Here is a 25,292-nt window from a genome sequence, read left to right on the forward strand (position 1 = left end):
TGATGTACAAAAGCCTCACCCAATGGGTGAGGCGGGTGAATACGGTATCGCTTACAAGAAGATGAACTTGGCGATGAAGATCGCGCAGAGCACCCACAGGCTGACGGAGATTTCCTTGTGTTTACCGGTACCGGCCTTGAGCACCACGTAGGTGATGAAACCCAGCGCGATGCCATCGGCGACCGAGAAGGTCAGGGGCATCATGATGGCCGTGACGATCGCCGGAATACTGTCGGTGGGTTCGTCCCATTCGATGTGGGCCATGCCGCCCATCATCAGCATGGCGACATAAATCAAGGCACCGGCCGTGGCATAGGCCGGGATCATCCCGGCCAGCGGTGCGAAGAACATGGCGGCAATAAATAGCACACCGACAGTCACGGCGGTAAGCCCCGTACGGCCACCGGCGGCGACACCGGCAGCGCTTTCCACGTAGCTGGTCACCGGCGGCACGCCGACCATGGCGCCGAATACGCTGGACGCGCTGTCGGCTTTCAGGGCGCGGGACAGGTTCTCGATCTTGCCATCGGCTTTCACCAGGCCGGCGCGCTGGGCGACGCCCATCAGGGTGCCAGCGGTGTCGAACATGTGCACGAAGAGGAAGGCTAGCACCACGCTGATCATGCTGATGTTGAACACACCGGCCACGTCCATCGCCATCCAGGTCGGGGCCAGGCTCGGTGGTGTCGACATGACGCCGTTGTACTGCACCAGTCCCAGGCCCCAACCGGCCAGGGTCACGGCGATGATGCTGATCAGGATCGCGCCGAACACGCGGTGATAACTGAGCACGGCGATCATCAGGAAGCACACCGCCGCCAACAACGGACCGGGCTCACGCAACGAGCCGAGCTTGATCAGGGTGGCGGGGCTGTCGACGATGATGCCGGCGGTCTTCAGGCCGATCAGCCCGAGAAACAATCCGACCCCTGCGCCCATGGCGAAGCGCAGGCTCACGGGAATGCTGTTGAGCAGCCATTCACGCACCCGCGACAAGGTCAGAATCATAAACAACACACCGGAAATGAACACCGCGCCCAGCGCGGTTTCCCAGTTGTAGCCCATGGTGCCGACCACGGTGTAGGTGAAGAAGGCATTCAGGCCCATGCCTGGCGCCAGGCCCACCGGCCAGTTCGCGTAAAGGCCCATCAACAGGCAACCCAGGGCGGCGGCGATGCAGGTGGCGACGAACGCTGCGCCATGATCGATGCCCGCGTCGGCCATGATGTTGGGGTTGACGAAAATGATGTAGGCCATGGTGATGAAGGTTGTCAGACCGGCGATCAGCTCGGTCTTCACCGTGGTGCCGTGCAAGCTGAGTTTGAAGATACGCTCCAGCCAGCCACTGCGTAATGGCGGCGAAAGGTCCAGTGTCTGGGCTTCGGGTTTGCGGCTTTCCACAGCGAGTACTCCTCAAGAGTTTTATTGTTATTTCAGCATCGCGTGCTCCCTGAGGAGGGCTACGAGGCATTGAGGCATGTAAGGCTGGCGAAGTTGTTGACCGTTTGGTCAGGAACTCGCACGAAGCGAATTATCCTTTTGTATACAAATAAAGCAAATAATGTTTTCTGTTTTGTCGACGAAATATCTGGCAATAGGGATATATCGCCTGTGCGGACGCTATCGCGAGCAAGCTCGCTCCCACAGTGGACTGTGATGAATGCAAGATCTGTGTTCACGACTGAACCCCTGTGGGAGCGAGCTTGCTCGCGATAGCGTTTGATCAGACGCCTTCACTCACCGGATTTCCCCAGTGCCATATTCACCGCCAGCCATCCATCCACTGCCGCTTCCCCGGCCTCGGCAAACACCCGCTCCAGCAATTTCACCTGTTCACGCCGCAACGCCTGTTCAAAGCGGTCACCTTCGGCGGTCAGCTCCAACAGCCGCTTTCGCTTGTCGGTCTCGGACGCGACGCTGCTGACCAGATGCATTTCCATCAATTGCCGCAAGGGCATGTTCAATGCCTGCTTGGTCACGCCCAGCAATGCCAGCAGTTCCTTCACGCTCAAGGAAGGGTAACGGGCGATGAAAAAAACGATGCGCTGGTGCACCCGGCTCAAGCCGCGACGCTCAAGCATTTCATCGGCCTTGGCGGTGAACGCCTGGTAACCGAAGAAGAATGCTTCCATGGCCATTTGTTGGGAGGACGGGTTCTTAAGGTCAATCATGTTGACGTTTCCAAGAGCGGTGAGGTAATTTCGGTCAAACAGTTTGACTCATTTCTCCAAGGCCTCGCTACAGGTGACCCCATGGCTTTTTCCGAACGTGTCTCGCGCCTCAAAAGCTCTTTGATTCGAGAAATCCTTGCCGCGGCGCAGCGCCCGGAAGTGATGTCCTTTGCCGGTGGCCTGCCGGCCGAAGCCATGCTGCCCAAGGTGGAGTGGGATGCGATGCCGTTGTCCATGGGCCAATACGGCATGAGCGAGGGCGAGCCGGCCCTGCGCGAAGCACTGGCGGCGCAGGCGCGGTCGTTGGGGCTGGCTTGCGAGGCGAGCCAAGTGCTGGTGGTCAGTGGTTCCCAGCAAACCCTCGACCTGGCGGCCAAGCTGCACATCGACGTCGGCACCGAGGTCATGCTCGAAGCGCCGACGTATCTCGCGGCCTTGCAGATTTTCCAGTTGTTCGGCGCCGACTGCATCACCGTGCCGCTGGAGACGGACGGCCCGGACCTGAAGCGCATGCGGGCCCGGCTGGAGCAGCATCGCCCAGCGTTCATCTACCTGATCCCAACGTTCCAGAACCCTTCGGCGGTGCGCTACAGCGAGGCCAAGCGCGACGCGGTGGCGGCGCTGCTGGACGAGTTCGGCGTGACGCTGGTCGAAGACGAACCTTACCGCGAGCTGACCTTCGACGGCGGCAGCGCCACGCCCATTGCCAGTCGCTTGAGGAAGGCCAGTTGGATCTACACCGGCACTGTGTCGAAAACCCTGTTGCCGGGCCTGCGGGTGGGTTATCTGATCGCCAGCCCGGACTTGTTTCCGCATCTGCTGCGGCTCAAGCAGTCGGCGGACCTGCACACCAATCGCATCGGCCAATGGCAGGCGCTGCAATGGATTGGCACCGAGCAGTACCGCAGCCACCTGCATGAGTTGAGGGGGTTCTACCGGGATCGGCGCGATCGGTTCCAGGCTGCGCTACAGCAGCACTTTTCCGATATCGCGGACTGGAACATGCCACAGGGCGGGTTGTTTTTCTGGCTGACGCTCAAGCAACCGCTGGACACCCGGACCTTGCTGGCCGAGGCGTTGGCGGTTGACGTGGCGTTCATGCCGGGGGAACCGTTCTTTCCCGAGCCGGACAAGCACCTTGGGCACTTGCGCTTGAACTTCAGCCACATCGATCCGGCGCGGCTGGATGAGGGCCTGAAGCGATTGGCGGCGGTGGTGCGGGGGGCTTTGGCGGCCAAGGCAGCCTGATTGATGCGGCGACCAGGCTGGCCCTATCGCGAGCAAGCTCGCTCCCACAGGGAACCGTGCATGACCGCAGAGTGATAGTCAGCAGCGGCCTCCTGTGGGAGCGAGCTTGCTCGCGATGAGGCCCTCAGCCCACCATCAAATACTCAGACCGCTGAAAACCGCTTATCCAGGTAATCAATGATCACCTTGGACTCATACATCCAAGTGGTCTCGCCATTTTCTTCGATGCGCAGGCACGGCACCTTGATTCGGCCGCCCTGTTCCAGCAGCGTCTGGCGGTCCTGTTCGTTGTTCTTCGCATCGCGCAAAGCCACTGGTACGTTGAGGCGACGCAGGGTCCGGCGCGTCTTCACGCAGAACGGGCAGGCATGGAATTGATACAACGTCAGGCCGCGAGCCGCCTGTTCGACTTGGGCCTGGGCTTCGGCCGGACGCTTCTTCTTGCCGGGGCGGGTGATGAAGTCGATGAAGATAATGAGCTGGCCCAGGCCAACTCGAAGCGCTTTGACGATCACGTTATAGCCTCACGGCGGAAAGAAGAGGGCGCGCAGCTTACCTGATTTTTCGCGGGCGAAAAAAAACCGGCGATCAATGCCGGTTTTCTTCGCGGGACGCTTTACTTGATCAGGCTGAGGAATTCCATGCGGGTCGCCGCATTCTCGCGGAACTCACCGAGCATCACCGAAGTGATCATCGAGGAATTCTGCTTTTCCACACCGCGCATCATCATGCACATGTGCTTGGCCTCGATCACCACGGCCACGCCCAAGGCGCCGGTCACTTGCTGGACCGCGTCGGCGATCTGGCGGCTGAGGTTTTCCTGGATCTGCAGGCGACGGGCATACATGTCGACGATGCGCGCGACCTTCGACAGGCCCAACACCTTGCCGCTCGGGATGTAGGCAACATGGGCCTTGCCGATGAACGGCAACAAATGGTGCTCGCACAGCGAGTACAACTCGATGTCCTTGACCAGCACCATCTCGCTGTTGTCGGAGCTGAACAAGGCACCGTTGGTGACTTCTTCCAGGGTCTGTTCATAACCGCGGCAAAGGTACTGCATGGCCTTGGCAGCGCGCTTGGGCGTGTCGAGCAGGCCCTCGCGGGAAACGTCCTCGCCCAGTTGGCCGAGAATCGCGGTGTAATTCTGTTCCAGAGACATGAAACTACCTGTGGGGATTTACGCAAAGGGCAAGGGTACGGTGGCGGACTCGGCGCTGCAAGCTCGGCAATCGGGGCTATTCGTCGCGGCCTTCCATCATGGTGCGCTTGAGCATCACGTAGACCGCTCCGGCGCCGCCGTGTTTCGCCTGGCAGGAGGTGAAGCCGAGCACTTGCGGGTGCTGGCGCAGCCAGGTGTTGACGTGGCTCTTGATCATTGGCCGCTTGCCGTCCAGCCGCACAGCCTTGCCGTGGGTGACGCGCACGCAGCGGATTTCAAACCTGGTGGCTTCGGCCAGGAAGGCCCAGAGCGTCTCCCGGGCTTTTTCAACGGTCATGCCGTGCAGGTCGAGGCTGCCTTCGAAGGGAATCTGGCCAACCTTCAGCTTGCGCATCTGGCTCTCCTGAACGCCGTCGCGCGCCCACATCAACTCGTCTTCGGGGCCGACGTCAATGACGAACTGATCGGACAACCCGTCTACGGTGGTGGCGTCGGTGCGTACGGTGGCGGCCTGGCGCAGCTTGGCGATCTGTGCGCGATCAGCCTTGGGTTTGCCCGTTTCGGCGCGATCGTGTTTGATTGGTTTTACGCCCTGGATCGCACTTTTGAACAGGGAAAAGTCGTCGTCTTGCATGTCAGCCTCCGCGAAGGCCGGCCAGTTTACCCAACTCCGGTGGGATAGGGCGCGACAAAACGTCGGATGGCGGATCAGTCGTGCTTTTTCATCAGGTGCGGAGCCATCGCCAGCTCCAGGGATTGGCGGGCGCGTCGGCGGCAACGGCGCCAGAGCCAGACGCCAAGTAGCAGTACCAACAGACCGATTGCCAGGATGACCGCCGAACCCAGTGGGGTGGCATTCAACTCGCCCAGTGCGGGCGGACGGCCCAGCAGGCTGGCGGCGCCGGCCATTGCCAGCAGCACGCCGAGCGTTGCCAGCAGCGCCGCGATGCCCGCGCCGATACGAAATCGCCAGTTGCTCGGGCCTTTGGGCCGCAAGCGACGTGCGTCAAATCCATCGGATATCTTCATTCCGACCTTCCTCAATGGGTATCGGCCCTTCGACCGGAAGATGTTCGGGTTGTTCCTGAAGCCAAGACTATTGCGGCAAATGAGAGGCTTTTGCGGATGAGCGGCACAGCGACCGCTCATCCAGGGCGGGATCAGGCGAAGTCGCGGGTCATGGCCAGGGTGGCGAAGTTGTCCGCCATGATTGCCATTTCGGTCTGGTGTACGTGTTCGGCGCTGAGGACGCCGCCCTTGTGCGGCAGGTCGCGTGTGGCGCAGGCGTCCTCCACCAGGGTGCAACGGAAACCCAGGTTCTTGGCGGCGCGCACGGTGGTGCTGACGCTGGAATGGCTCATGAAGCCGCAGACGATCAAGTCCAGGGGACCGAGTTCTTCCAGGCGCTTCTTCAGGTCGGTGCCGTGGAAAGCGCTGGGCAGCAGTTTTTCGATCACGGTTTCGTCGCCCTGGGGCTCGAGGCCTGGAATGAATTCCCCACGCTCGCCCTGTGGGTCGAACAGTCCGCCATGGGTGCCCAGGTGGCGCACATGCACGATCGGCCGACCGGCGGCGCGGGCCGCGCCGAGCAATTGCTTGATGTTCGCGACTGCCTCATCCATGCCGCTCAGGGCCAGGGGGCCGGCGAGGTATTCCTTCTGGGCGTCGATGATGATCAGGGTCGCTTGACTCAGGTTGGCCGCCGCATAACCACGGCCACTGAGTTGAAACATCGTTTTTGGAACGGACATTCTGGGGCTCCTTCGAGTGGGGCTTTTGCGACATTCTCCTCTGGCTGAGCGGTTCTGTGAATCGCTTCCATCGCAAGGGCCGTCATTGCTGGCCTACAGCCTTGTCAAGATCGACATCTTGTTCAATGGTGCGCTCAAAAAACGGATGGATCCTACAGTTGATGCGGCGCTTTCTTTTCGTCCTTGGGGCGCGTTTGGGGGGGCATGCGTTTGGCTGGTAGACTCGCCCGTCGATTTTTCTGGAGTTTGCCGCCGTGATCACTTCTCGCCTTCGCACCCTGCGCGACCATATCCGTTGGGCCGTCAGCCGTTTCCATGGGGAGGATCTGTTCTTTGGCCATGGCACCGACAACGCCTGGGACGAGGCGCGCCAATTGGTATTGGGCGCGCTGCACCTGCCTTGGGAAATTGCCGACAGCTACCTGGACTGCCGCCTCGAAGACGAGGAATTGGTACATGTGCAACGTCTGCTTCGCCGGCGCATCGCGGAACGCATTCCGACCGCGTACTTGTTGGGTGAGGCCTGGTTCTGCGGCATGTCATTCATCGTCGACGAGCGCGTGCTCATTCCGCGTTCGCCTATCGGCGAGTTGATCGAAAAACGTTTCGAGCCTTGGCTTGGTCAGGAGCCTGCGCGAATCCTGGACCTGTGCACCGGCTCCGGTTGCATCGGGATCGCTTGCGCCTATGAATTCCCCGAGGCCGAGGTGGTGCTTGCGGACTTGTCGTTCGAAGCGCTGGAAGTGGCCAACCAGAACATCGAGCGTCACGGCGTCGATGAGCGTGTATTCACGGTTCAGGGGGATGGTTTCGATGGGCTGCCGGGTCAACGCTTCGACCTGATCGTGTCGAACCCGCCCTACGTCGATGCGGAAGATTTCGCCGACATGCCCCAGGAGTATCAGCACGAGCCCGAACTGGGCCTGGCCTGTGGCGATGATGGCTTGAACCTGGTTCGGCGGATGTTGGCCGAGGCAGCCGACCATCTGACCGACAAAGGTCTGTTGATCGTTGAAGTGGGCAACAGCCAGGTGCACGTCGAAGCGCTGTACCCGGAAGTCGATTTCGCCTGGTTGGAGTTCGAGCGCGGTGGGCACGGTGTGTTCATGCTCAGCGCCGAGCAGTGCCGCGAACATCAGGCGTTGTTTGCTTCCAGGGTTTAACGCTGGCTGTGTTGGCGACCGCTTTTGTGGCGAGGGGATTTATCCCCGTTGGGGTGCGAAGCGCCCCTAAATCTAGCGCCGCGGTGTATCAGAACAAGTGTCGGGGGCTGCTGCGCAGCCCAGCGGGGATAAATCCCCTCGCCACCGGGTGCGTCAGACACTTCTGATAGCCATCAATGCCGCGTCGCAATCCAAATCAACAGCCCCGCCTGGAACATCGCAAACGCCACCAGGCAAGTAATGGTGAAGCGCAACCCGGTGTCCTCGCGCTTGAACTTGTTGACCTTCTCTTCCTGCTGCTTGAGTTTGACCTCCTGTTCCGCCAGGTTCTGCTCGGCTTGCTGGAGCATCTGCGCGGCTTCGAGGATTTCGACGAATTGCAGCTTTTCGGTGTTCCAGTCGCCCGATAGATCGCCAACCTGGGCTTGTTTCACGCTGCCCTTGAGGTGCTGGGCGTCGGCGTAGACCACTTCGAAACCGTGGGCCTTGAGAAAGTGATCGCGGCGCAGGCGCGTGTCTTCGTTCAGCGCGTCCTTGTTGTTCAAATCGGTGCCGTCAACCCGATAGCTCGACCAACGCTTCTTGGCCCAGGTCACGCCTTGGGCAGCGAGGAAGCGGCCAATGCCTCGGTTCAAAGGCTCGACTTGCAAACTGTCAGGCGAGAAAAACAGGCGTTTCTCGACGTGGTCGGCCCAGACGTCGAGGTGGTTCTGTTCCTTGCGCACCCGCTGGCCCGGCAACTGAATGCTCATGCGCAGCAAGCTGCGTTCCTTGCTATGGCGCTCGGCATAGCTGAACTCGACAAACCGCAGGGGCCGCACGCCAGTGGCGCGATCGGTCTTGAGCGGGGCCAGCCGGAGCATTTTATGATGCTCGGCCTGCACGTCCGCCCAAGGCAGTTCCGCCGCCGCTGGGGTGGCCGTCTCGGCGGCGGTGTCGGGTGAAGTTTCAGTCTCAGTCATAACGGCAAAATCCTGTCCAGGCCGGATCGTCGGCAGCCGTTGCGCTGTCCGACACCGGTTTATCGGCCGGATTTGCCAAGACTGGAGGGCTATAGGCCACTAAACCCGCTCAACGGGCTGCCAACGTGCCAATAAAACCCAGGATTCGAGTACCGAGCTCGGCTGCCAACGGCAGGTTGGGATCCTTATACGAGGCCAGTTGCTGCTTCACATCGTTGGGCACGATGCGCATCACGTGGTTCATACCGTCGATGAGCACAAGTTCGGCGTCGGGCTTGGCGGCTTTCAACTGTCTGGCGTCGTCGACGCTGACCTGGATATCGTGGCTGCCCTGGATGATCAAGGCCGGCATTTTCAACGCCGCGAACGCCTGGGCCGGGTCCTGGCGGAACAGCGAGATCAGATACGGCTGCACGCTTGGCCGGAAGATGACCTGCAGTTGCGGCGGAACGTTGGGGTCCGGACGACCGGCCTTGAGGCTGTCGAGCAACTCGTTGCTGCGCAGCATCAGCGGCGGTGGCAAGCGGTTACCGAGCTGTTGACGCAGTACCTGGTCAATCGGACGCGCGCTGCCGGCCACCGAGATGACCGCCGCCGCGTTGGCCTGGGGCGCGGCGAGGCTGGCGATCAGCGCACCTTCGCTGTGGCCCAGCAGAATCAACGGGCCCAGTCGTGGATCGGCGCTCAGTTTGTGGCTCCAGGCCACGGCATCGGCAACGTAGGCTTCGACGCTCAGGTTGCGCTCGTCCGGTGTGGCCGCGAGGCTGGCGGCCACGCCGCGCTTGTCGTAGCGCACGCTGGCGATGTTGTGTTTGGCCAGCACCCAGGCCAGGCGCTTGAGGCTGTCGTTGCGCCCGCCCTCGGGGTTGTTTCCGTCACGATCCGTAGGACCTGAGCCAGAAATGATCAGGACTACGGGCACCGGCGTGTCGGACTTTGGCAGCAGCAAGGAGCCGAAAAGTTCACCGTTGCCGGTGTCGAGGCTGATTGGACGTTGCAGGACGGTAGCCTGGGCGAGGCTGCAGGCCAGGCAAGTGAAGAGGGTAAGGCTCAACATGAACAGTTTTAACATCATGACGCCATGAGTTGCGAAGGTGCCGGTTGGACTGGCGGGCACCGATAAGGTTCGAGGATGAACTACTCGGGGAGCCTGCGTATACTGGCGCCCATCTCGACTCTCAGCGATTTCACGGAGCGCCCTGCATGTCCGGCAATACCTACGGCAAGCTGTTCACCGTCACCACCGCGGGCGAAAGCCATGGCCCGGCGTTGGTCGCCATTGTCGACGGCTGCCCGCCGGGCCTGGAGATTTCCCTGGAAGACCTTCAGCGTGACCTGGACCGCCGCAAGCCAGGCACCAGCCGCCACACCACCCAGCGCCAGGAAGCCGATGAAGTCGAAATCCTTTCCGGCGTGTTCGAAGGGCGCACCACCGGCTGCGCGATCGGGCTGTTGATCCGTAATACCGACCAGAAGTCCAAGGACTACTCGGCCATCAAGGATCTGTTCCGTCCGGCCCACGCCGACTACACCTACCACCACAAATACGGCGAGCGCGACTATCGCGGCGGCGGTCGCAGTTCGGCCCGGGAAACCGCCATGCGCGTGGCGGCCGGGGCGATTGCCAAGAAATACCTGGCCAGCCAAGGCATCGTCATCCGCGGCTACATGAGCCAACTGGGCCCGATCGAAATCCCGTTCAAGAGCTGGGATTCGGTGGAGCAGAACGCCTTCTTCAGCCCCGACCCGGACAAAGTGCCGGAGCTCGAGGCCTACATGGACCAGTTGCGTCGGGACCAGGATTCGGTCGGTGCGAAAATCACCGTGGTCGCCGAAGGCGTGATGCCTGGCCTGGGCGAGCCGATCTTCGACCGCCTCGACGCCGAACTGGCCCATGCACTGATGAGCATCAACGCGGTGAAGGGCGTGGAGATCGGCGCCGGTTTCGCCTGTGTCGCCCAGCGCGGCACCGAGCACCGTGACGAACTGACCCCGCAAGGCTTCCTGAGCAACAATGCCGGCGGCATCCTCGGCGGTATCTCCTCGGGCCAGCCGATCGTCGCGCACCTCGCGTTGAAGCCGACATCGAGCATCACCACGCCGGGCCGCTCCATCGATATTCATGGCAACCCGGTGGACGTCATCACCAAGGGCCGCCATGACCCGTGCGTGGGCATTCGCGCCACGCCGATCGCCGAGGCGATGATGGCGATCGTGCTGATGGATCATCTGTTGCGCCATCGCGGCCAGAACGCCGACGTCAGAGTCGGCACGCCGGTGTTGGGTCAGCTTTGATGGCTGGCCTGCCGACCGCCGTGGCCTGACGACCATGGCGGCGTTGCCGTACTGGCGGCTTTCCAGTTTCTACCTGTTCTATTTCGCGTTGCTCGGTTCGACTGCGCCGTTCCTGGCGTTGTATTTCGATCACTTGGGGTTCAATGCGGCACGCATTGGCGAGCTGGTGGCGATCCCCATGCTGATGCGCTGCGTCGCGCCGAACCTCTGGGGCTGGCTGGGGGATTACACCGGCCGGCGCCTGGCGATCGTGCGGTTCGGTGCGATCTGCACGCTGCTGAGCTTCTCGCTGATCTTCATCGATAAAAGCTACGCCTGGCTGGCGATGGTCATGGCGCTGCATGCGTTCTTCTGGCACGCGGTGCTGCCGCAGTTCGAAGTCATCACCCTGGCCCACTTGAGCGGTCAAGCCTCGCGCTACAGCCAGATTCGCTTGTGGGGCTCGATCGGTTTCATCATCACCGTGGTGGTCCTTGGCCGCTTGTTCCAATGGCTGAGCCTGGACATTTATCCGGTGGCCCTGGCCTTGATCATGGGCGGCATCGTACTGAGCAGCTTCTGGGTGCCCAACGCCCAGCCGGTTCAGGGGCCGCGAGTGGCCGGGGACGGTTTCCTGCGGCAATTGCGCAACCCGGGCGTGCTGGCGTTTTATGCCTGCGTCGGCCTGATGCAGATGAGCCATGGGCCGTATTACACCTTCCTCACGTTGCACCTGGAGCGCCTGGGTTACAGCCGTGGATTGATCGGCGTGCTGTGGGCCGTCGGCGTGGTGGCCGAAGTGCTGGTGTTCCTGTTCATGAGCCGGATCCTGGCGCGGTTTTCCGTACGCCGGGTGCTGATGGCGAGTTTCCTGCTGGCGGCGCTGCGCTGGTTGCTGCTGGGGTCGCTGGCCGAGTTTCTTTGGGTGTTGTTGTTTGCCCAGGTGTTGCACGCGGCGACGTTCGGCAGCTTTCACGCCGCTGCCATCCATTTCGTGCAACGTAGTTTCGGCCCGCGCCAGCAAGGCCAGGGCCAGGCGTTGTACGCCGCGCTGGCCGGGACCGGCGGGGCGTTGGGCGCACTGTATTCCGGCTACAGCTGGAATGCCTTGGGCGCCGGTTGGACATTCAGCATCGCCAGCCTCGCAGCCTTCGCTGCAGCCGTTATCATTGCCACACGCATGCAAGAGGACAGGCCATGAGCCTTACCCGTGAACAGCTCGCCCAGCAAATCATCGACGCCGGGCGTTTTTTGTACGGTCGCGGTTGGTCGCCGGCCACCAGCAGCAATTATTCGACCCGGTTATCTGTAGACCAAGCGTTGCTCACCGTGTCGGGCAAGCACAAAGGACAGTTGGGCATCGACGATGTGCTCGCCACCGATCTGGACGGCAACAGCCTGGAGCCGGGCAAGAAGCCGTCGGCCGAAACCCTGCTGCACACCCAGTTGTATCGCTGGCGCCCGCAGATCGGTGCGGTGTTGCACACCCATTCAGTGAACGCCACGGTGCTGTCGCGCCTGACCGGCGAAGCGTTCATTGACTTTGAAGACTATGAACTGCAAAAAGCCTTCAGCGGCATAACAACCCATGAATCCCGCGTCCGTGTGCCGATCTTCGACAACGACCAGGACATCGCGCGCCTGGCGGCCAAGGTCCAACCTTGGCTGGAAGCGCATCCCGATTGCGTCGGTTACCTCATCCGCGGCCACGGCCTGTACACCTGGGGGCCGGGAATGAACGATGCGCTGCGCCAGATCGAAGCGTTTGAATTCCTGTTCGAGTGCGAGCTCAAGACCCGCGCACTCCTGAACCGATAATTGCTGGAGCCATTGCCATGAGCAGCCTGTCCGTCTACCACGTCTCGAGTCCCGAGATTCCGAACAAGGTCCTGACCCACTTCGAGGACATTGCCTCGACCCTCGCCGAAAAGGGCGTGCGGTTCGACCGTTGGGAAGCCGCGACGAAAATCCAGCCCGGCGCCAGCCAGGATGAAGTGATCGCTGCGTACAAGTCCCAGATCGACCAGCTGATGACCGAACACGGCTACGTCACGGTCGATGTCATCAGCCTCAACAGCGACCATCCGCAGAAAGCCGAACTGCGGGCCAAGTTCCTCGACGAACACCGGCATGGCGAGGACGAAGTGCGATTTTTCGTCGCCGGTCGTGGGCTGTTTACCTTGCACATCGACGATTACGTCTACGCGGTCCTGTGCGAAAAGAACGACTTGATCTCGGTGCCCGCCGGTACGCCACATTGGTTCGACATGGGCGAACATCCGCATTTCGTTGCCATTCGCCTGTTCAACAACCCGGAAGGCTGGGTCGCCAAGTTCACCGGCGATGACATCGCCAGCCGCTTCCCGCGCCTGGAGGACTGACTTCGTGACCATCAAAGCCATCCTCACCGACATCGAAGGCACCACCAGCGCGGTGAGTTTTGTCTTCGACGTACTGTTCCCCTATGCCGCCGAGCACCTGCCGGATTTCGTCCGGCAGAACGCCGGTCGCGCCGACGTGGCGGAACAACTGAATGCCGTGCGTCGCGACAGCCATGAGCCGGACGCCGATGTGGAGCGGGTTATCGCGATCCTGCTGGGCTGGATTGCCGAGGACCGCAAGGCCACGCCGCTCAAAGCGTTGCAGGGCATGGTCTGGGAGCAGGGCTACCAGGCCGGGCAGTTGAAGGGTCATGTTTACCCGGACGCGGTGCAGGCACTGAAAGACTGGCATCAGCAAGACTATCGGCTGTTTGTATATTCCTCGGGCTCGATCCAGGCGCAAAAGCTGATTTTTGGCTGTTCCGAGGCAGGCGATCTCTCGCCGTTGTTCAGCGGTTATTTCGACACCACGTCCGGGCCCAAGCGGGAGGCGCAATCCTACCAGCGGATCAGTGAGGCGATGGGCATCGCGCCAGGGGAGATTCTTTTCCTGTCGGACATCGTCCAGGAACTGGACGCGGCCCGTGACGCCGGGATGGCCACCTGTGGCCTGGCGCGTGAAGGTGGCGAACTGGCCGGTCACGAAACCGTGGCAAGCTTTGCCGACATCGAGCCGTCCCGGTTCGGCGCCTGAACGGCAGGCAAAAAAAATCAGGCCATGGAACCGTAGGGTTCCAGGCCTGATCCCAACACAGCGTGTCAGGCGCTGTGGTAGGTCGGTAGCGCGAAGCGGTGCTGGCTTTGCAGCATCGCCACGGGCGGCAACTCGCTGGCTTGTTCAGCCAGATCGCGGCGAATCGCACTGATGGCCCAGGACAACTGGTCCCCAGCATGCAATTGCGCGTAGGAAATCGTGCGTTTGAACAGTTTGCCGTCGCTGTTGCGCAAGGTCAGCAGGATGCCGCCATCCGGGCGTGCCTGGGTGGTGACTTCGTAGTTGGAAAACAGCGATGCAAACTTCTCTTGAATCATATTCATCGTTCATTGCTCCATGGTGTGGCAAACCGTGGAGGGGTAGTTGCAGTGTCCGTGCCAGCATCTGATTAATTTAAAATCCTTTTTAAAACAGATACTTACCAATTCCAGGCATTTTTGCTTTCGTGCAACTTGCATGAACGGCCATCGTGCATCCTGCATTTTGCGTGGTTGCACGATTATTTTTGGAACCAAACCGCATCCTTGCGCTCACGCTTCGCCTGTGCCGGGCAGCGGATACAAAACATTGCAAAAACCGCATGTACAGTCGTGAAACGGCTGGGTACTTTCGAGCCGAAATCCGCATACGCCCATGACGAGAACCACGGCCCACGAGGTCGAGCGGGGAAGGATCACCCATGAGTCGTACACCCAGCGACGCCATTACCTGGGGCATGATGCTGCGCAAGCTGCCCGCCATCGCCAGGGCTGTTCCGCGCATTGTCAAAGGCATGAAACTCGCCAACGTCCAGGACCCGACGCAGCCCTGCGGCCTGGGCTGGTGCTTCGAGCAGGCAACGCTGCGCAATCCCCATGGCCCGGCGCTGCTGTGCGGTGACACGGTACTGAGTTATGCACAGGTCAACGAGCAGGCCAATCGCATCGCCCATTACCTGTTGGCGCAAGGCGTGGGCAAGGGCGATTGTGTGGCGATCTTTATCGAGAACCGTCCACAGCTGCTGATTACCGTGCTGGCGGTGGCGAAGGTTGGCGCGGTCAGCGCGATGATCAATACCGCGCAGACCGGCGATGCCTTGGTCCACAGCCTCGCGTTGGTCACGCCGGTGGCCGTGGTGGTCGGGGACGAGCGGGTTGCCATGTTCGATGACGTGCGTGGGCGGATCGGGCTGGCGCACGGGCGAACCTGGTGGGTGGCGGATCAGGAAATCGTTCTTGCGCCGTCCGGATTCGTCGACTTGATGCGCGCAAGCGAGCAATACCCCGGCGATAACCCGGTCAGCAGCCAGCACGTATTCTTCGATGATCCCTGCTTCTATCTGTACACCTCCGGCACCACCGGGCTGCCCAAGGCCGGGGTCTTTCGCCATGGCCGCTGGATGCGCACGTCCACCAGTTTCGGCCTGATTGCCTTGGACATGCAGCCCGAAGACATCGTTTATTGCACGCTGCCGCTGTATCACGCCACCGGCCTGTGCGTGTGCTGGGGCGCGGCGGTATGCGGTGCTTCGGGTTTCGCCATGCGCCGCAAATTCAGCGCCAGCCAGTTCTGGAGCGACGTGCGAAGGTATCGAGCGACGACCCTGGGTTATGTCGGCGAGCTGTGCCGCTACCTCGTCGATCAGCCCGCCAGCGCGACGGACCGGGAGCACCGCGTGACGAAGATGATCGGCAACGGCCTGCGCCCCGGCGCGTGGGCGGCGTTCAAGACACGTTTCGGCGTTGACCACATCTGTGAACTCTACGCGGCCAGCGACGGCAATATCGGTTTCACCAACATCCTCAACTTCGAAAACACGGTCGGGTTTTCCCTGATGGCCTGGGCGCTGGTGCACTACGACCACGACAGCGGTGCGCCATTGCGCAACCTGCAGGGGCGCATGCAAAAAGTCCCCAAGGGTGAGCCGGGCCTGCTGTTGGCGCGCATCGATGACAAGGCGCCACTGGACGGCTACACCGATCCGACCAAGACCGAGAAAATCATCTACCGGGACGTCTTCATTCCTGGCGACCGCTACTTCAATACCGGTGATCTGCTGCGCAACATCGGTTTTGGCCATGGGCAGTTCGTCGATCGCCTTGGCGACACCTACCGCTGGAAAGGCGAAAACGTTTCCACCACGGAAGTCGAAAACGTGCTGCTGCGACATCCGCAGATTGCCGAGGCGGTGGCCTATGGCGTGGAGATCAACGGCACCAATGGCCGCGCTGGCATGGCCGCGATCACGCCGGCCGAATCCCTGGCAACCCTGGACTTCAACGAGCTGCTGCGGTTTTTGCAGTGCAAGTTGCCCGCCTACGCGGTGCCGTTGTTCTTGCGCATCAAAGTGAAGATGGACACCACCGGCACCTTCAAATACCAGAAGACCCGTCTCAAGGCCGAGGCTTTTGACCCGTGCCTCACGGGCGATGAGCCGATCTACGCCTGGCTGCCCGACAGCTCGACCTATGTGCGCGTGGACCGGCAATTGGCGACGCAGATCCAGGGCGGACAGTACCGCTATTGATTCTGGCTATGAGCGCTGCAGAGAAAAAAGGGATGACAGGCCCTGGGTCCCTCGGGAAACTAGCGGCTTTGCGATGAGCCAAATGGAGTTTTCCCCATGTCCGATACAAGCCGCCAGATGACCCCGGAAGAGGCTGCGGAGTTTGCCGAGCAGGTCTTCAACGTTGCCCGCCAGGGCGACGCCGCGATGATGGCCGCGCTGCTGAGCAAGGGCCTGCCGCCGAACCTGCGCAATCACAAGGGCGATACCCTGCTGATGCTGGCCGCGTACCACGGGCATGTGGAAACGGTGAAAGTCCTGCTGGAGCACAAGGCCGATCCGGAAGTCCGCAACGACAACGGCCAGAGCCCGATTGCCGGCGCGGCGTTCAAGGGTGACCTGGCGGTGGTTTCAGCCTTGGTGGACGGCGGCGCGCAAGTGGAAGGTTCCTCGTTCGATGGCCGCACCGCACTGATGATGGCGGCGATGTTCAACCGGGTGGAAATCGTCGATTACCTGATCAGCAAAGGCGCCGACCCCAAGGCCAAGGACGCAAACGGCGTTTCGGCACTGGACGCGGCCAAGACCATGGGCGCGGTGGACACCACTGCGCAATTGGAGAAATTGTTGGGCTGACATTAAGGCTTTTGTGGCGAGGGAGCTCTTGTGGCGAGGGGATTTATCCCCGCTGGGGCGCGAAGCGGCCCTAAATCTGGCAACTCGGTATGTCAGATTAATCGGGGGGCCGCTTCGCAGCCCAGCGGGGATAAATCCCCTCGCCACAGCAAGCTCCCTCGCCACAAGGGCCCCTGACTTGGCCTGGGGGATGCGCTATTCTGCGCGCCTGAAAATTCAGCCACAGGATCCGCCCCATGAAAGCCGCACTCATCGAACTCATCAGCAAAATCAGCTCCGGCTGCCTGGGCGAGGCGGACATCGAGAAGATCGCCGATGAAGCGGCCCAGGCCTACGCCGACCCGGTGGCTTTCCTGGCGGCCAACCCGGACATCAACTACGACGACACTTTCCCGATCCCGCTGGGCGAATGGGTGGTGGTCGGCAGCCTGCCGGACACCGTGTTGTTCCAGGCAGATACCTACGTCGAGTTGTTCGAGCAGATTGTCGCCTCGTTCGGTCCCGGCGTTGCGTTCAACCTCAAGCCCAAGCAATTGGCGAAGACTGAAGCCCTGACCGCGCTCAACCGCATCCAGATCCAAATGAGCAGCCTGAACAAGGAAAACGGCGGTTATGTGCTGATGAACTTCAGCCAGTTGCTCGACGATGAATTGCAGATGGTGCTGGTGTATGGCGATGACGTGCCACGCGTGCTGGAGTTGTGTGCCGAAGTCGGCATCGCTGCCGCGCCGGCCCTCGAAGCCCTGAAGGTTGCGGTCCACGTTTGAAGCAATAAAACGGAACCCTCGGCCGGGCGCCGCTATCCTAAGTGGGCACATCACCATTTGGGAGCGACACCATGGGTTCCACCTTCAACGGCCTGATCGGCCTGATTATCCTGGCGCTCGATATCTGGGCGATCATCAACGTACTCAAGAGTGGCGCAGAAACCGGGATGAAAATCCTCTGGGTCCTGCTGATCCTGCTGTTGCCGGTGTTGGGCCTGATCATCTGGGCGATTGCCGGGCCGCGTGGCAACGTGCGGGTCTGACCGCTCGCCAATGATTCTCCAATAGCTCTCCAGTAGAAAAATGCCCGACAGGTCGTGACCTGTCGGGCATTTTTTATTGCGTGACGGAATCAGGCAGTCGCCAGCGAGGCCTTCTGCGAAGCGCCCAGGAAGCGCAGCAATGCCAGCAGCGGGAAGGCGCTGCCGACGATTACCACCCACAGCCAGCCGCCGTGTTCATAGACCGCACTGGCGATCGATGAGCCAAATGCACCGCCGACGAAGATGCTGGTCATGTACAGGGCATTCAGGCGGCTGCGGCTTTTGGCGTCGAGGGCGTAGATGGTGCGCTGGCCCAGGACCATGTTCATCTGTACACAGAAATCCAGGACCACGCCGGTCACCGCCAGGCCAATCACGCTGTAGACCGGATGGATGAACGCTGGTAGGAAACTCAGGCTGGCGAACAGCATCGCCAGCAGCGAAGCGATCCGGGTATGACCCGCATCCGCCAGGCGACCGGCAATGGGCGCGGCGATGGCGCCGATAGCGCCGACTAGGGCGAACAGCGCGATCTCCGTCTGGGACAGGCCATGATTGCGCGCCAGTTCCAACGGCACGGCGGTCCAGAACAGGCTGAACGTGGCGAACATGCAGGCCTGGTAAAAGGCCCGTTGCCGCAACAGCGGTTGCTGGCGCAACAAGGTGCCGAGCGAACCCAGCAATTGGCCGTAGGACGCACTGTGGTCGGGCTGGCGCTTGGGCACGGTCAGCGCCAGGACGACACTGATTGCGGCCATCAGCGCGGCAGCGATGATGAACATCGCCCGCCAGCCGAAATGATCGGCCACCACGCTGGACACCGGCCGCGCCAACAGAATCCCCAGCAACAGGCCGCCCATGATCCCACCGACGACCCGTCCCCGGGATTCCTCCGGTGCCAGGTGCGCGGCCAGTGGAATCAGGACCTGTACCGAGACGGAACTGAAACCCACCAGCAGCGAGACCAGCAGGAACACATTCGGCTGATCGGTGAAGGCCGCACCCAGCAGACTGGCAATCGCGACCACGGTGGTGAGGATCATCAAGCGCCGGTTTTCCAGCAAGTCACCCAGCGGCACCAGGAAAAACAGGCCCAGGGCATAACCGATCTGGGTCAGCGAAACGATCAGGCTGGCCATGGTGCTGCTCAGGCCGACGTCGGGGGCGATCAGTTCGATAATGGGTTGGGCGTAGTAGATGTTGGCGACAATGGCGCCGCAGCAGAAGGCAAACAACAGGACCATGCCGCGGGTCAGGGTGGTGCCGGGCGAGGCGGGTGGATGAGCACTCATGGCAATCTCGTCGATCAATTGAAAGGATGGCGTGAGGCTAAAGACTTGCAAGGCTCTGGAACAGGGCTTTGTGGCTGATATCAGTCATGCCTGTTGTTAATGGTCCAGCGAATGCTCTTGTGGCGAGGGAGCTTGCTCCCGCTGGGCTGCGTAGCGGCCCCATTTCGGCGGTTGCTGCGCAACCGAGCGGGAGCAAGCTCCCTCGCCACAAGAGCTTGTTTGCAGGACTGGCTGTATCAGTACCTCATTGCCCGCTATAGATCTGATCGAAAACCCCACCATCATTGAAGTGAGTCTTCTGCACGGTGCGCCAGTCGCCAAAGGTCTTCTCCACCGACAGGAAATCGACTTTCGGGAAGCGGTCGGTGTATTTGGCCAGCACCGCCGGATCCCGTGGACGCAGGTAGTTGGCGGCGGCTATTTCCTGGCCTTCAGGCGACCACAGGTATTTGAGGTACGCCTCGGCGGCTTCGCGGGAGCCTTTCTTCTCGACCACTTTATCCACAACGCTCACTGGCGGTTCGGCTTCGGCGGACACGCTTGGGTAGACCACTTCGAACTGGTCGCGGCCAAACTCGCGGGCGATCATTTCCGCTTCGTTCTCAAAGGTCACCAGCACATCGCCGATCTGGTTGGTCATGAACGTCGTCGTCGCGGCACGGCCACCGGTGTCCAGCACAGGTGCTTGCTTGAACAGCTTGCCGACGAAATCCTTGGCCTTGTTCTCGTCGCCGCCGTTCTTGAGTACGTAGCCCCACGCCGACAGGTAGGTGTAGCGACCGTTGCCGGAGGTTTTCGGGTTGGGCACGATCACTTGCACGCCGTCCTTGAGCAGGTCGGGCCAGTCCTTCAACGCCTTCGGGTTGCCCTTGCGCACGATGAACACCGTGGCCGAGGTGAACGGCGCGCTGTTGTTCGGCAGGCGGGTGACCCAGTTTTCCGGAACCAGCTTGCCGTTGTCCGCCAAGGCGTTGATGTCGGTGGCCATGTTCATGGTAATGACATCCGCCGGCAGGCCGTCGATCACCGAACGCGCCTGCTTGCTGGAGCCGCCGAAGGACATTTGCACGGTGATATTCTCGTTGTGCTCGGCTTGCCAGTGTTTCTGGAACGCGGCGTTGTAGTCCTTGTAGAAATCGCGCATCACGTCATAGGAAACGTTCAGCAGGGTCGGGGCGGCGTGGGCGAGGCTGCCGAAGGTCAGGCCAGCGGCGAGAAGAGAGGCGCCAAAGAATTTCTTCACAGCGAATTCCTTTTTATTGGAAAGGGGGGCGGGCGATAAGCCAGCACACTAGCGATAAGCTTATAAGCCTTCAAGCACTAAAAAGTGCTTTCCTTATTCCATTTTCTTGAACAGGGCGTTGCCGCACCGAGAGCAGAAAGCTGCCCCGTGTTCATGGTGGTTTTTGCTGCACACCGGGCAGTCGTGCTGGAGCTGGTCGCCGCGCATGGCGGTGGCGAGTTCGGCGGTAAAGATACCCGTCGGCACGGCGATGATCGAATAGCCGGTGATCATCACCAGCGACGAAATCACCTGGCCCAGCGGCGTCTTTGGCACGATGTCGCCGAAGCCCACAGTGGTAAGTGTCACGATAGCCCAATAGATTCCCTTGGGAATGCTGGTAAAGCCGTGCTCGGGCCCTTCGATGACATACATCAGCGTGCCGAACACCGTCACCAACGTGGATACGCTGACCAGGAAGACGATGATTTTCTGCTTGCTGCCCCGCAGCGCGGCCAACAGGTAATTGGCCTGCTTGAGGTACGGACTGAGTTTCAGCACTCGGAAAATCCGCAACATACGGATGATCCGAACGATCAGCAGGTACTGGGCATCGCTGTAGTACAACGCCAGGATCCCCGGCACGATCGCCAGCAGGTCCACCAATCCGTAGAAGCTGAACGCGTAGCGCAGCGGCTTCGGCGAGCAGTACAGGCGCAGGCCGTACTCGACCAGAAAGATGAAGGTGAAGCCCCACTCGATGTAAGCCAGCAGGGCCGCGTAGTTCTTGTGAACGCTGTCGATGCTGTCGAGCATCACGATCACCAGGCTGGCGAGAATGATCAGCAACAGGGTGCTGTCGAAGCGTCGGCCCGCCACGGTATCGGTCTGGAAAATAATGACGTAGAGGCGATCACGCCAGTTGTTGCTGTTATCCATAACCTTCGCCTGAATCGATAATCAACGAAGCCTAGGGCGATTGCCCCGCGCAGCGCAAGGCGCGGTATCGAGGATTGACTGATTCCAGAGCCGCCCAGTCGCGTGAACCAGCCAGCAGGCGAGGATGAACGGTGCTGTCAGCGGTGCCACGCCCAGGGTAGCGAAACCCGGCGTGAGAAAAATTGCCAGCAGAATGCCCGCCAATGGCGGCCATGGTCTTCGGGCTCGTTGACCGAGCGCGAGGGCCACCAGCGCCGGGTTATAGCCGGCCAATCCGGACAGGGCGAGGTTGCTGTCGTGATGCAGCCAGGCGAATGCAAGGCCGACGATGGACCCGAACAGCGCCCAGCCAGCGGCGCGGCGATTGGCGAGCAGCAGGCCGATCATGATCAGCGCGCCGGCCAACGGGTGGTCGAGAAACATCACTTGGCCCAGGCCGTTCAAAGGGGCGAGCAGCAGATTGGGCCAGGTGATTTCCACCGACGCGGGCGATGGGGAGGGTGGGGCGAAACCCAGCAGCAACCAACCCAGCGCCACGAACGGCGCGGTGTAGGCGCGCAGGCAGCGAGGGCCGGGGGTTCGCTTGAGCCATTGTTGGGTCAGCATCGCGCTGAGGCCCGCGCTGGCAATGATCAACGGTGGTAACAAGACCGACCAGGGCAGTGCCACGCTCAACAATAATCCCAGCAGGATGCCGTTGTAGCTGAACAACCCGGCTTGCCGATCTTCCTTGGCATAACCGCGTCGCTGCGCCGTCAGCAATCCCGCCACACCGCCCAGCAGTGCGCCGCCGAGCAAGTCGGGCGCGGTGAGCAGGATTGCCAACAGGCACAGCAAGCCGCACAGCGGATGGCGCTGGAGGAAAATCTGGCTGAAGCCGTTGAGCAGGGCGGTGGCCCAGTCGGGGCAGTGGGTGTTGGAGGTGTGGGTGGGCATGATGGGTCAGGAATAAGAAAATACCGTGGCGAGGGAGCTTGCTCCCGCTCGGTTGCGTAGCAACCGCAAAAAAAGCAGGGGCCGCTTCGCAGCCCAGCGGGAGCAAGCTCCCTCGCCACAGAAAATCAGATCAACGTCTCGATACGCAGCGAATTGGTCGACCCCGGTTGCCCGAACGGCACGCCGGCGGTGATCAGCAAGGTATCGCCACGCTGGGCCATGCCCTGGGCCTGGGCGATTTCCAGCGCCGTGGAGCACACCTCATCGACCTGCTTCAAACGGTCATTGACCACCGAGTGCACGCCCCAGGCCACGGTCAGGCGGCGGGCCGCTTGCAGGTTCGGCGTCAGGTTGAGGATCGGCACCGTCGGCCGTTCCCGCGCCGCCCGCAGGCTGGAACTGCCCGACTCGCTGTAGTTCACCAACACCGCCACCGGCAGGACGTTGCTGATCCGGCGGATCGCGCAACTGATGGCGTCCGACACCGTGGCCTCGGCTTTCGGCCGGCTGACGTCCAACTGCGCCTGGTAGTCCGGGCCGTTTTCTACCTGGCGGATGATCTTGCTCATCATCTGCACGGCTTCGAGGGGGTAGTCGCCGGAAGCGGTTTCCGCCGACAGCATCACCGCATCGGCACCTTCGGCCACGGCGTTGGCGACGTCGGTGACTTCGGCGCGGGTTGGCGCCGGGGAGAAGCGCATCGATTCGAGCATCTGCGTTGCCACCACCACCGGTTTGCCCAGGGCGCGGCAGGTGCCGATGATGTTCTTCTGGATCTGCGGCACGCTCTCGGCCGGTACTTCGACGCCAAGATCGCCGCGGGCAACCATGATCGCGTCGCTCAATTCAGCGATCTCGCGCAGTTGGGCGACGGCCGATGGTTTCTCGATCTTGGCCATCAGGAATGCCTTGTCGCCGATCAGCGCGCGGGCTTCGCGGATGTCCTCGGGACGCTGCACGAACGACAGCGCGACCCAATCCACGCCCAGCTCCAGGCCGAAGCTCAAGTCGCGACGATCCTTGGCGGTCAGTGGGCTCAGGTCGAGCACGGCCTGGGGCACGTTCACGCCCTTGCGGTCCGACAGCTCGCCGCCGTTGAGCACTTCGGTGTCGATGGCGTCGCTGTGCCTGGCGGTCACGCGCAAGCGCAACTTGCCGTCGTCCAGCAGCAAGTCCATCCCCGGCTCCAGCGCCGCGATGATTTCCGGGTGGGGCAGGTTGACCCGGCGTTGGTCGCCCGGTGTCGGGTCCAGGTCCAACCGCAGGGCCTGGCCGCGCTCTAGCAGGACCTTGCCGTCGGCGAATTTGCCCACCCGCAGCTTCGGGCCTTGCAAGTCCATCAGGATGCCCAGCGGGTAATTGAGCTGCTGTTCGACTTCGCGGATCCACTGGTAGCGCTGGGCGTGGTCGGCATGGTCGCCGTGGCTGAAGTTCAGGCGGAAGATATTCACGCCGGCCTTTACCAGCTCGCGGATGTCATCGATGCCACGGGTGGCGGGGCCGAGAGTCGCGAGGATCTTGACCTTCTTATCAGGCGTCATGTTTGGGGTTCTCGAGGATCAGGATGGCGCGAAAGTCGTTGACGTTGGTGCGGGTCGGCTCGGTGACGATCAACGCATCCAGCGCGGCGAAGTAGCCGTAGCCGTTGTTGTTATCCAGTTCGTCGCTGGCGCACAGGCCCAGCTCGGCGGCGCGGCGATAGGTGTCCGGGGTCATGAGGGCGCCGGCGTTGTCCTCGGAACCGTCGATGCCATCGGTGTCGCCGGCCAGCGCGTAGATGCCGGGATGGCCCTTGAGGCTGTCGGTCAGGCTCAGCAGGAATTCAGCGTTGCGCCCGCCACGGCCGTCGCCGCGCACGGTGACGGTGGTCTCGCCGCCAGACAGAATCACGCACGGCGCGGCCAGTGGCTGGCCATGCTGGGCGATTTGCCGGGCGATGCCGGCGTGGACCTTCGCCACCTCCCGGGATTCGCCTTCCAGGTCACCGAGGATCAGCGGGCTGAAACCGGCCTGGCGCGCCTTCACCGCTGCGGCTTCCAAGGATTGCTGGGGGCGGGCGATCAGTTGGAAATGACTGCGGGCCAGGCTCGGGTCGCCGGGCTTGACGGTTTCCGATTCCGGGCTTTGCAGCCAGGTGCGCACCGAGGCCGGGATGTCGATGGCGTAGCGCTTGAGAATCGCCAGGGCCTCGGCTGAGGTGCTGGGGTCGGCCACGGTGGGGCCGGACGCGATGACCGTGGCCAGGTCGCCGGGCACGTCGGAAATCGCATAGGTGTACACCGTCGCCGGCCAGCAGGCCTTGCCCAGGCGTCCACCCTTGATCGCGGAGAGGTGCTTGCGCACGCAATTCATCTCGCCAATGGTGGCGCCGGATTTGAGCAGGGCTTTGTTGATCGACTGCTTGTCGGCCAGGGTGATGCCGGCCGCCGGCAAGGCCAGCAACGCCGAGCCGCCGCCGGACAGCAGGAAGATCACGCGGTCGTCTTCGTTGAGGTTGCTGACGAGTTCGAGCACCCGCCCGGCCACTTCCAGGCCCGCGGCGTCCGGCACCGGATGAGCGGCTTCCACCACTTCGATTTTCTGGCAGGGCGCGCCATGGCCGTAGCGGGTCACCACCAGGCCACTGATCTCGCCCTGCCAGCAACGCTCGACCACTTGCGCCATCGCCGCCGCTGCCTTGCCGGCACCGATGACGATCACCCGACCGCTACGGTCGCTGGGCAGATATTGTTCAAGGACCTGCTGCGGATGCGCCGCGTCGATGGCTGTGGCAAACAGCTCGCGCAGCAATTGTTGCGGATCGACCGACATGGCGGGCTCCCGATTTTTTATTCTTGGATTTGACACAGACCCTGTGGGAGCGAGCTTGCTCGCGATAGCGGTTTTACATTCAACAACGATGTTGGCTGGGCTACCGCTATCGCG

At 61.7% G+C, this 25,292-nt stretch carries 27 protein-coding genes; 11 read left to right on the forward strand and 16 right to left on the reverse strand.

All coding sequences use genetic code 11. From position 1 onward, the window contains the following. Positions 1–51 precede the first annotated feature (51 nt). Both FHK92_RS21200 and FHK92_RS21205 read right to left on the reverse strand, forming a co-directional pair. The gene (locus tag FHK92_RS21200; RefSeq protein WP_181289802.1) at positions 52–1,401 is read right to left on the reverse strand and encodes an NCS2 family permease; all 1,350 of its coding nucleotides are present in this window, start codon (positions 1,399–1,401) and stop codon (positions 52–54) included. 332 nt (positions 1,402–1,733) lie between these two features. Continuing rightward, complete coding sequence (locus FHK92_RS21205; RefSeq protein WP_181289803.1) at positions 1,734–2,171, reverse strand: MarR family winged helix-turn-helix transcriptional regulator; 438 nt, start codon at positions 2,169–2,171, stop codon at positions 1,734–1,736. Positions 2,172–2,252: 81 nt separating this feature from the next. On the opposite strand from FHK92_RS21205, the gene FHK92_RS21210 reads away from it, so the two are divergent. Continuing rightward, complete coding sequence (locus tag FHK92_RS21210; RefSeq protein ID WP_181289804.1) at positions 2,253–3,419, forward strand: aminotransferase-like domain-containing protein; 1,167 nt, start codon at positions 2,253–2,255, stop codon at positions 3,417–3,419. A 143-nt stretch (positions 3,420–3,562) separates the two neighbouring features. On the opposite strand, the gene FHK92_RS21215 is transcribed toward FHK92_RS21210, so the two are convergent. From FHK92_RS21215 to FHK92_RS21235, 5 genes are all read right to left on the reverse strand, one after another. Continuing rightward, positions 3,563–3,934, reverse strand: coding sequence for a glutathione S-transferase N-terminal domain-containing protein (locus FHK92_RS21215; protein WP_181289805.1), 372 nt, complete (start codon positions 3,932–3,934; stop codon positions 3,563–3,565). Positions 3,935–4,035: 101 nt separating this feature from the next. Further along, positions 4,036–4,581, reverse strand: coding sequence for a GTP cyclohydrolase I FolE (gene folE, locus FHK92_RS21220; RefSeq protein ID WP_030142335.1), 546 nt, complete (start codon positions 4,579–4,581; stop codon positions 4,036–4,038). 76 nt (positions 4,582–4,657) lie between these two features. Then, the gene (locus FHK92_RS21225; protein ID WP_045156639.1) at positions 4,658–5,215 is read right to left on the reverse strand and encodes a Smr/MutS family protein; all 558 of its coding nucleotides are present in this window, start codon (positions 5,213–5,215) and stop codon (positions 4,658–4,660) included. 74 nt (positions 5,216–5,289) lie between these two features. Continuing rightward, on the reverse strand, positions 5,290–5,610 hold the full coding sequence (locus tag FHK92_RS21230; RefSeq protein WP_030142334.1) for a hypothetical protein: 321 nt from the start codon (positions 5,608–5,610) through the stop codon (positions 5,290–5,292). Positions 5,611–5,741: 131 nt separating this feature from the next. Further along, on the reverse strand, positions 5,742–6,332 hold the full coding sequence (locus FHK92_RS21235; RefSeq protein WP_181289806.1) for a cysteine hydrolase family protein: 591 nt from the start codon (positions 6,330–6,332) through the stop codon (positions 5,742–5,744). Between the two features lie 254 nt (positions 6,333–6,586). Between FHK92_RS21235 and prmB the strand changes: the two genes are divergently transcribed. After that, positions 6,587–7,495 carry a 50S ribosomal protein L3 N(5)-glutamine methyltransferase gene (gene prmB, locus FHK92_RS21240; RefSeq protein WP_181289807.1) on the forward strand — a complete coding sequence of 303 codons (909 nt, stop codon included), beginning with the start codon at positions 6,587–6,589 and terminating at the stop codon, positions 7,493–7,495. A 173-nt stretch (positions 7,496–7,668) separates the two neighbouring features. Here the strand turns inward: prmB and FHK92_RS21245 are convergent, their stop codons facing one another. Together FHK92_RS21245 and FHK92_RS21250 are read right to left on the reverse strand one after the other, a co-directional pair. Further along, the gene (locus tag FHK92_RS21245; RefSeq protein ID WP_181289808.1) at positions 7,669–8,457 is read right to left on the reverse strand and encodes a hypothetical protein; all 789 of its coding nucleotides are present in this window, start codon (positions 8,455–8,457) and stop codon (positions 7,669–7,671) included. A 109-nt stretch (positions 8,458–8,566) separates the two neighbouring features. Beyond that, positions 8,567–9,532, reverse strand: coding sequence for an alpha/beta hydrolase (locus FHK92_RS21250; protein WP_181289943.1), 966 nt, complete (start codon positions 9,530–9,532; stop codon positions 8,567–8,569). Positions 9,533–9,660: 128 nt separating this feature from the next. Between FHK92_RS21250 and aroC the strand changes: the two genes are divergently transcribed. Genes aroC through mtnC form a run of 5 tightly spaced genes read left to right on the forward strand, consistent with a single transcriptional unit; the run spans position 9,661 to position 13,806 of the window. Further along, positions 9,661–10,752, forward strand: a complete 1,092-nt coding sequence (aroC, locus tag FHK92_RS21255) for a chorismate synthase (protein WP_181289809.1) — start codon at positions 9,661–9,663, stop codon at positions 10,750–10,752. 34 nt (positions 10,753–10,786) lie between these two features. Beyond that, a complete protein-coding gene (locus FHK92_RS21260) occupies positions 10,787–11,932 on the forward strand; it encodes an MFS transporter (RefSeq protein WP_181289810.1) in 1,146 nt (381 codons plus the stop codon). Further along, positions 11,929–12,549, forward strand: coding sequence for a methylthioribulose 1-phosphate dehydratase (locus FHK92_RS21265; RefSeq protein ID WP_181289811.1), 621 nt, complete (start codon positions 11,929–11,931; stop codon positions 12,547–12,549). Before FHK92_RS21260 ends, FHK92_RS21265 begins: the two co-directional genes overlap by 4 nt. Positions 12,550–12,566: 17 nt before the next feature. Further along, positions 12,567–13,112 (forward strand): 1,2-dihydroxy-3-keto-5-methylthiopentene dioxygenase, encoded by a 546-nt coding sequence (locus FHK92_RS21270; RefSeq protein WP_181289812.1) that lies wholly within the window; start codon positions 12,567–12,569, stop codon positions 13,110–13,112. A 4-nt stretch (positions 13,113–13,116) separates the two neighbouring features. Then, positions 13,117–13,806: an acireductone synthase gene (mtnC, locus tag FHK92_RS21275; RefSeq protein WP_181289813.1), complete on the forward strand. Its 690-nt coding sequence runs from the start codon at positions 13,117–13,119 to the stop codon at positions 13,804–13,806. Positions 13,807–13,871: 65 nt separating this feature from the next. On the opposite strand, the gene FHK92_RS21280 is transcribed toward mtnC, so the two are convergent. Next, entirely contained in the window at positions 13,872–14,150 is a 279-nt protein-coding gene (locus FHK92_RS21280) for a DUF3509 domain-containing protein (protein ID WP_030142324.1), read from the reverse strand. 356 nt (positions 14,151–14,506) lie between these two features. Between FHK92_RS21280 and FHK92_RS21285 the strand changes: the two genes are divergently transcribed. From FHK92_RS21285 to FHK92_RS21300, 4 genes are all read left to right on the forward strand, one after another. Continuing rightward, a complete protein-coding gene (locus FHK92_RS21285) occupies positions 14,507–16,333 on the forward strand; it encodes a long-chain-acyl-CoA synthetase (RefSeq protein ID WP_181289814.1) in 1,827 nt (608 codons plus the stop codon). Between the two features lie 96 nt (positions 16,334–16,429). After that, the gene (locus FHK92_RS21290) at positions 16,430–16,948 is read left to right on the forward strand and encodes an ankyrin repeat domain-containing protein (protein WP_181289815.1); all 519 of its coding nucleotides are present in this window, start codon (positions 16,430–16,432) and stop codon (positions 16,946–16,948) included. 236 nt (positions 16,949–17,184) lie between these two features. Continuing rightward, positions 17,185–17,715: a hypothetical protein gene (locus FHK92_RS21295; RefSeq protein WP_181289816.1), complete on the forward strand. Its 531-nt coding sequence runs from the start codon at positions 17,185–17,187 to the stop codon at positions 17,713–17,715. A gap of 71 nt (positions 17,716–17,786) precedes the next feature. Beyond that, on the forward strand, positions 17,787–17,978 hold the full coding sequence (locus tag FHK92_RS21300; protein WP_030142320.1) for a PLDc N-terminal domain-containing protein: 192 nt from the start codon (positions 17,787–17,789) through the stop codon (positions 17,976–17,978). Between the two features lie 89 nt (positions 17,979–18,067). Here FHK92_RS21300 and FHK92_RS21305 read toward each other — a convergent pair whose 3' ends face one another. From FHK92_RS21305 to FHK92_RS21330, 6 genes are all read right to left on the reverse strand, one after another. After that, the gene (locus FHK92_RS21305) at positions 18,068–19,270 is read right to left on the reverse strand and encodes an MFS transporter (protein WP_181289817.1); all 1,203 of its coding nucleotides are present in this window, start codon (positions 19,268–19,270) and stop codon (positions 18,068–18,070) included. 244 nt (positions 19,271–19,514) lie between these two features. Then, a complete protein-coding gene (locus tag FHK92_RS21310) occupies positions 19,515–20,513 on the reverse strand; it encodes a sulfate ABC transporter substrate-binding protein (RefSeq protein WP_181289818.1) in 999 nt (332 codons plus the stop codon). Between the two features lie 93 nt (positions 20,514–20,606). Next, on the reverse strand, positions 20,607–21,431 hold the full coding sequence (locus FHK92_RS21315) for an ion transporter (RefSeq protein WP_181289819.1): 825 nt from the start codon (positions 21,429–21,431) through the stop codon (positions 20,607–20,609). Positions 21,432–21,452: 21 nt separating this feature from the next. Beyond that, complete coding sequence (locus FHK92_RS21320; RefSeq protein ID WP_181289820.1) at positions 21,453–22,367, reverse strand: urea transporter; 915 nt, start codon at positions 22,365–22,367, stop codon at positions 21,453–21,455. 125 nt (positions 22,368–22,492) lie between these two features. Further along, positions 22,493–23,908, reverse strand: a complete 1,416-nt coding sequence (pyk, locus tag FHK92_RS21325) for a pyruvate kinase (protein WP_181289821.1) — start codon at positions 23,906–23,908, stop codon at positions 22,493–22,495. Next, positions 23,898–25,178: a glycerate kinase type-2 family protein gene (locus FHK92_RS21330; RefSeq protein ID WP_181289822.1), complete on the reverse strand. Its 1,281-nt coding sequence runs from the start codon at positions 25,176–25,178 to the stop codon at positions 23,898–23,900. The genes pyk and FHK92_RS21330 overlap by 11 nt, the downstream gene beginning before the upstream one ends. Positions 25,179–25,292: the final 114 nt, after the last annotated feature.

The organism is Pseudomonas brassicacearum subsp. neoaurantiaca (assembly GCF_013608025.1).
In the GTDB taxonomy this organism is placed as follows: Bacteria; Pseudomonadota; Gammaproteobacteria; order Pseudomonadales; family Pseudomonadaceae; genus Aquipseudomonas.

Bases quoted from the DNA above. Each gene is read 5' to 3' on its own strand.
- FHK92_RS21225 (WP_045156639.1), bottom strand. From the start codon at position 5,215: ATGCAAGACGACGACTTTTCCCTGTTCAAAAGTGCGATCCAGGGCGTA.
- FHK92_RS21205 (WP_181289803.1), bottom strand. From the start codon at position 2,171: ATGATTGACCTTAAGAACCCGTCCTCCCAACAAATGGCCATGGAAGCA.
- FHK92_RS21250 (WP_181289943.1), bottom strand. From the start codon at position 9,532: ATGATGTTAAAACTGTTCATGTTGAGCCTTACCCTCTTCACTTGCCTG.
- FHK92_RS21305 (WP_181289817.1), bottom strand. From the start codon at position 19,270: ATGAGTGCTCATCCACCCGCCTCGCCCGGCACCACCCTGACCCGCGGC.
- FHK92_RS21300 (WP_030142320.1), top strand. From the start codon at position 17,787: ATGGGTTCCACCTTCAACGGCCTGATCGGCCTGATTATCCTGGCGCTC.
- FHK92_RS21280 (WP_030142324.1), bottom strand. From the start codon at position 14,150: ATGAATATGATTCAAGAGAAGTTTGCATCGCTGTTTTCCAACTACGAA.
- FHK92_RS21315 (WP_181289819.1), bottom strand. From the start codon at position 21,431: ATGGATAACAGCAACAACTGGCGTGATCGCCTCTACGTCATTATTTTC.
- FHK92_RS21330 (WP_181289822.1), bottom strand. From the start codon at position 25,178: ATGTCGGTCGATCCGCAACAATTGCTGCGCGAGCTGTTTGCCACAGCC.
- FHK92_RS21210 (WP_181289804.1), top strand. From the start codon at position 2,253: ATGGCTTTTTCCGAACGTGTCTCGCGCCTCAAAAGCTCTTTGATTCGA.
- FHK92_RS21295 (WP_181289816.1), top strand. From the start codon at position 17,185: ATGAAAGCCGCACTCATCGAACTCATCAGCAAAATCAGCTCCGGCTGC.
- FHK92_RS21230 (WP_030142334.1), bottom strand. From the start codon at position 5,610: ATGAAGATATCCGATGGATTTGACGCACGTCGCTTGCGGCCCAAAGGC.
- pyk (WP_181289821.1), bottom strand. From the start codon at position 23,908: ATGACGCCTGATAAGAAGGTCAAGATCCTCGCGACTCTCGGCCCCGCC.
- FHK92_RS21285 (WP_181289814.1), top strand. From the start codon at position 14,507: ATGAGTCGTACACCCAGCGACGCCATTACCTGGGGCATGATGCTGCGC.
- FHK92_RS21320 (WP_181289820.1), bottom strand. From the start codon at position 22,367: ATGCCCACCCACACCTCCAACACCCACTGCCCCGACTGGGCCACCGCC.
- FHK92_RS21260 (WP_181289810.1), top strand. From the start codon at position 10,787: ATGGCGGCGTTGCCGTACTGGCGGCTTTCCAGTTTCTACCTGTTCTAT.
- FHK92_RS21235 (WP_181289806.1), bottom strand. From the start codon at position 6,332: ATGTCCGTTCCAAAAACGATGTTTCAACTCAGTGGCCGTGGTTATGCG.
- FHK92_RS21265 (WP_181289811.1), top strand. From the start codon at position 11,929: ATGAGCCTTACCCGTGAACAGCTCGCCCAGCAAATCATCGACGCCGGG.
- FHK92_RS21245 (WP_181289808.1), bottom strand. From the start codon at position 8,457: ATGACTGAGACTGAAACTTCACCCGACACCGCCGCCGAGACGGCCACC.
- FHK92_RS21290 (WP_181289815.1), top strand. From the start codon at position 16,430: ATGTCCGATACAAGCCGCCAGATGACCCCGGAAGAGGCTGCGGAGTTT.
- aroC (WP_181289809.1), top strand. From the start codon at position 9,661: ATGTCCGGCAATACCTACGGCAAGCTGTTCACCGTCACCACCGCGGGC.
- FHK92_RS21270 (WP_181289812.1), top strand. From the start codon at position 12,567: ATGAGCAGCCTGTCCGTCTACCACGTCTCGAGTCCCGAGATTCCGAAC.
- folE (WP_030142335.1), bottom strand. From the start codon at position 4,581: ATGTCTCTGGAACAGAATTACACCGCGATTCTCGGCCAACTGGGCGAG.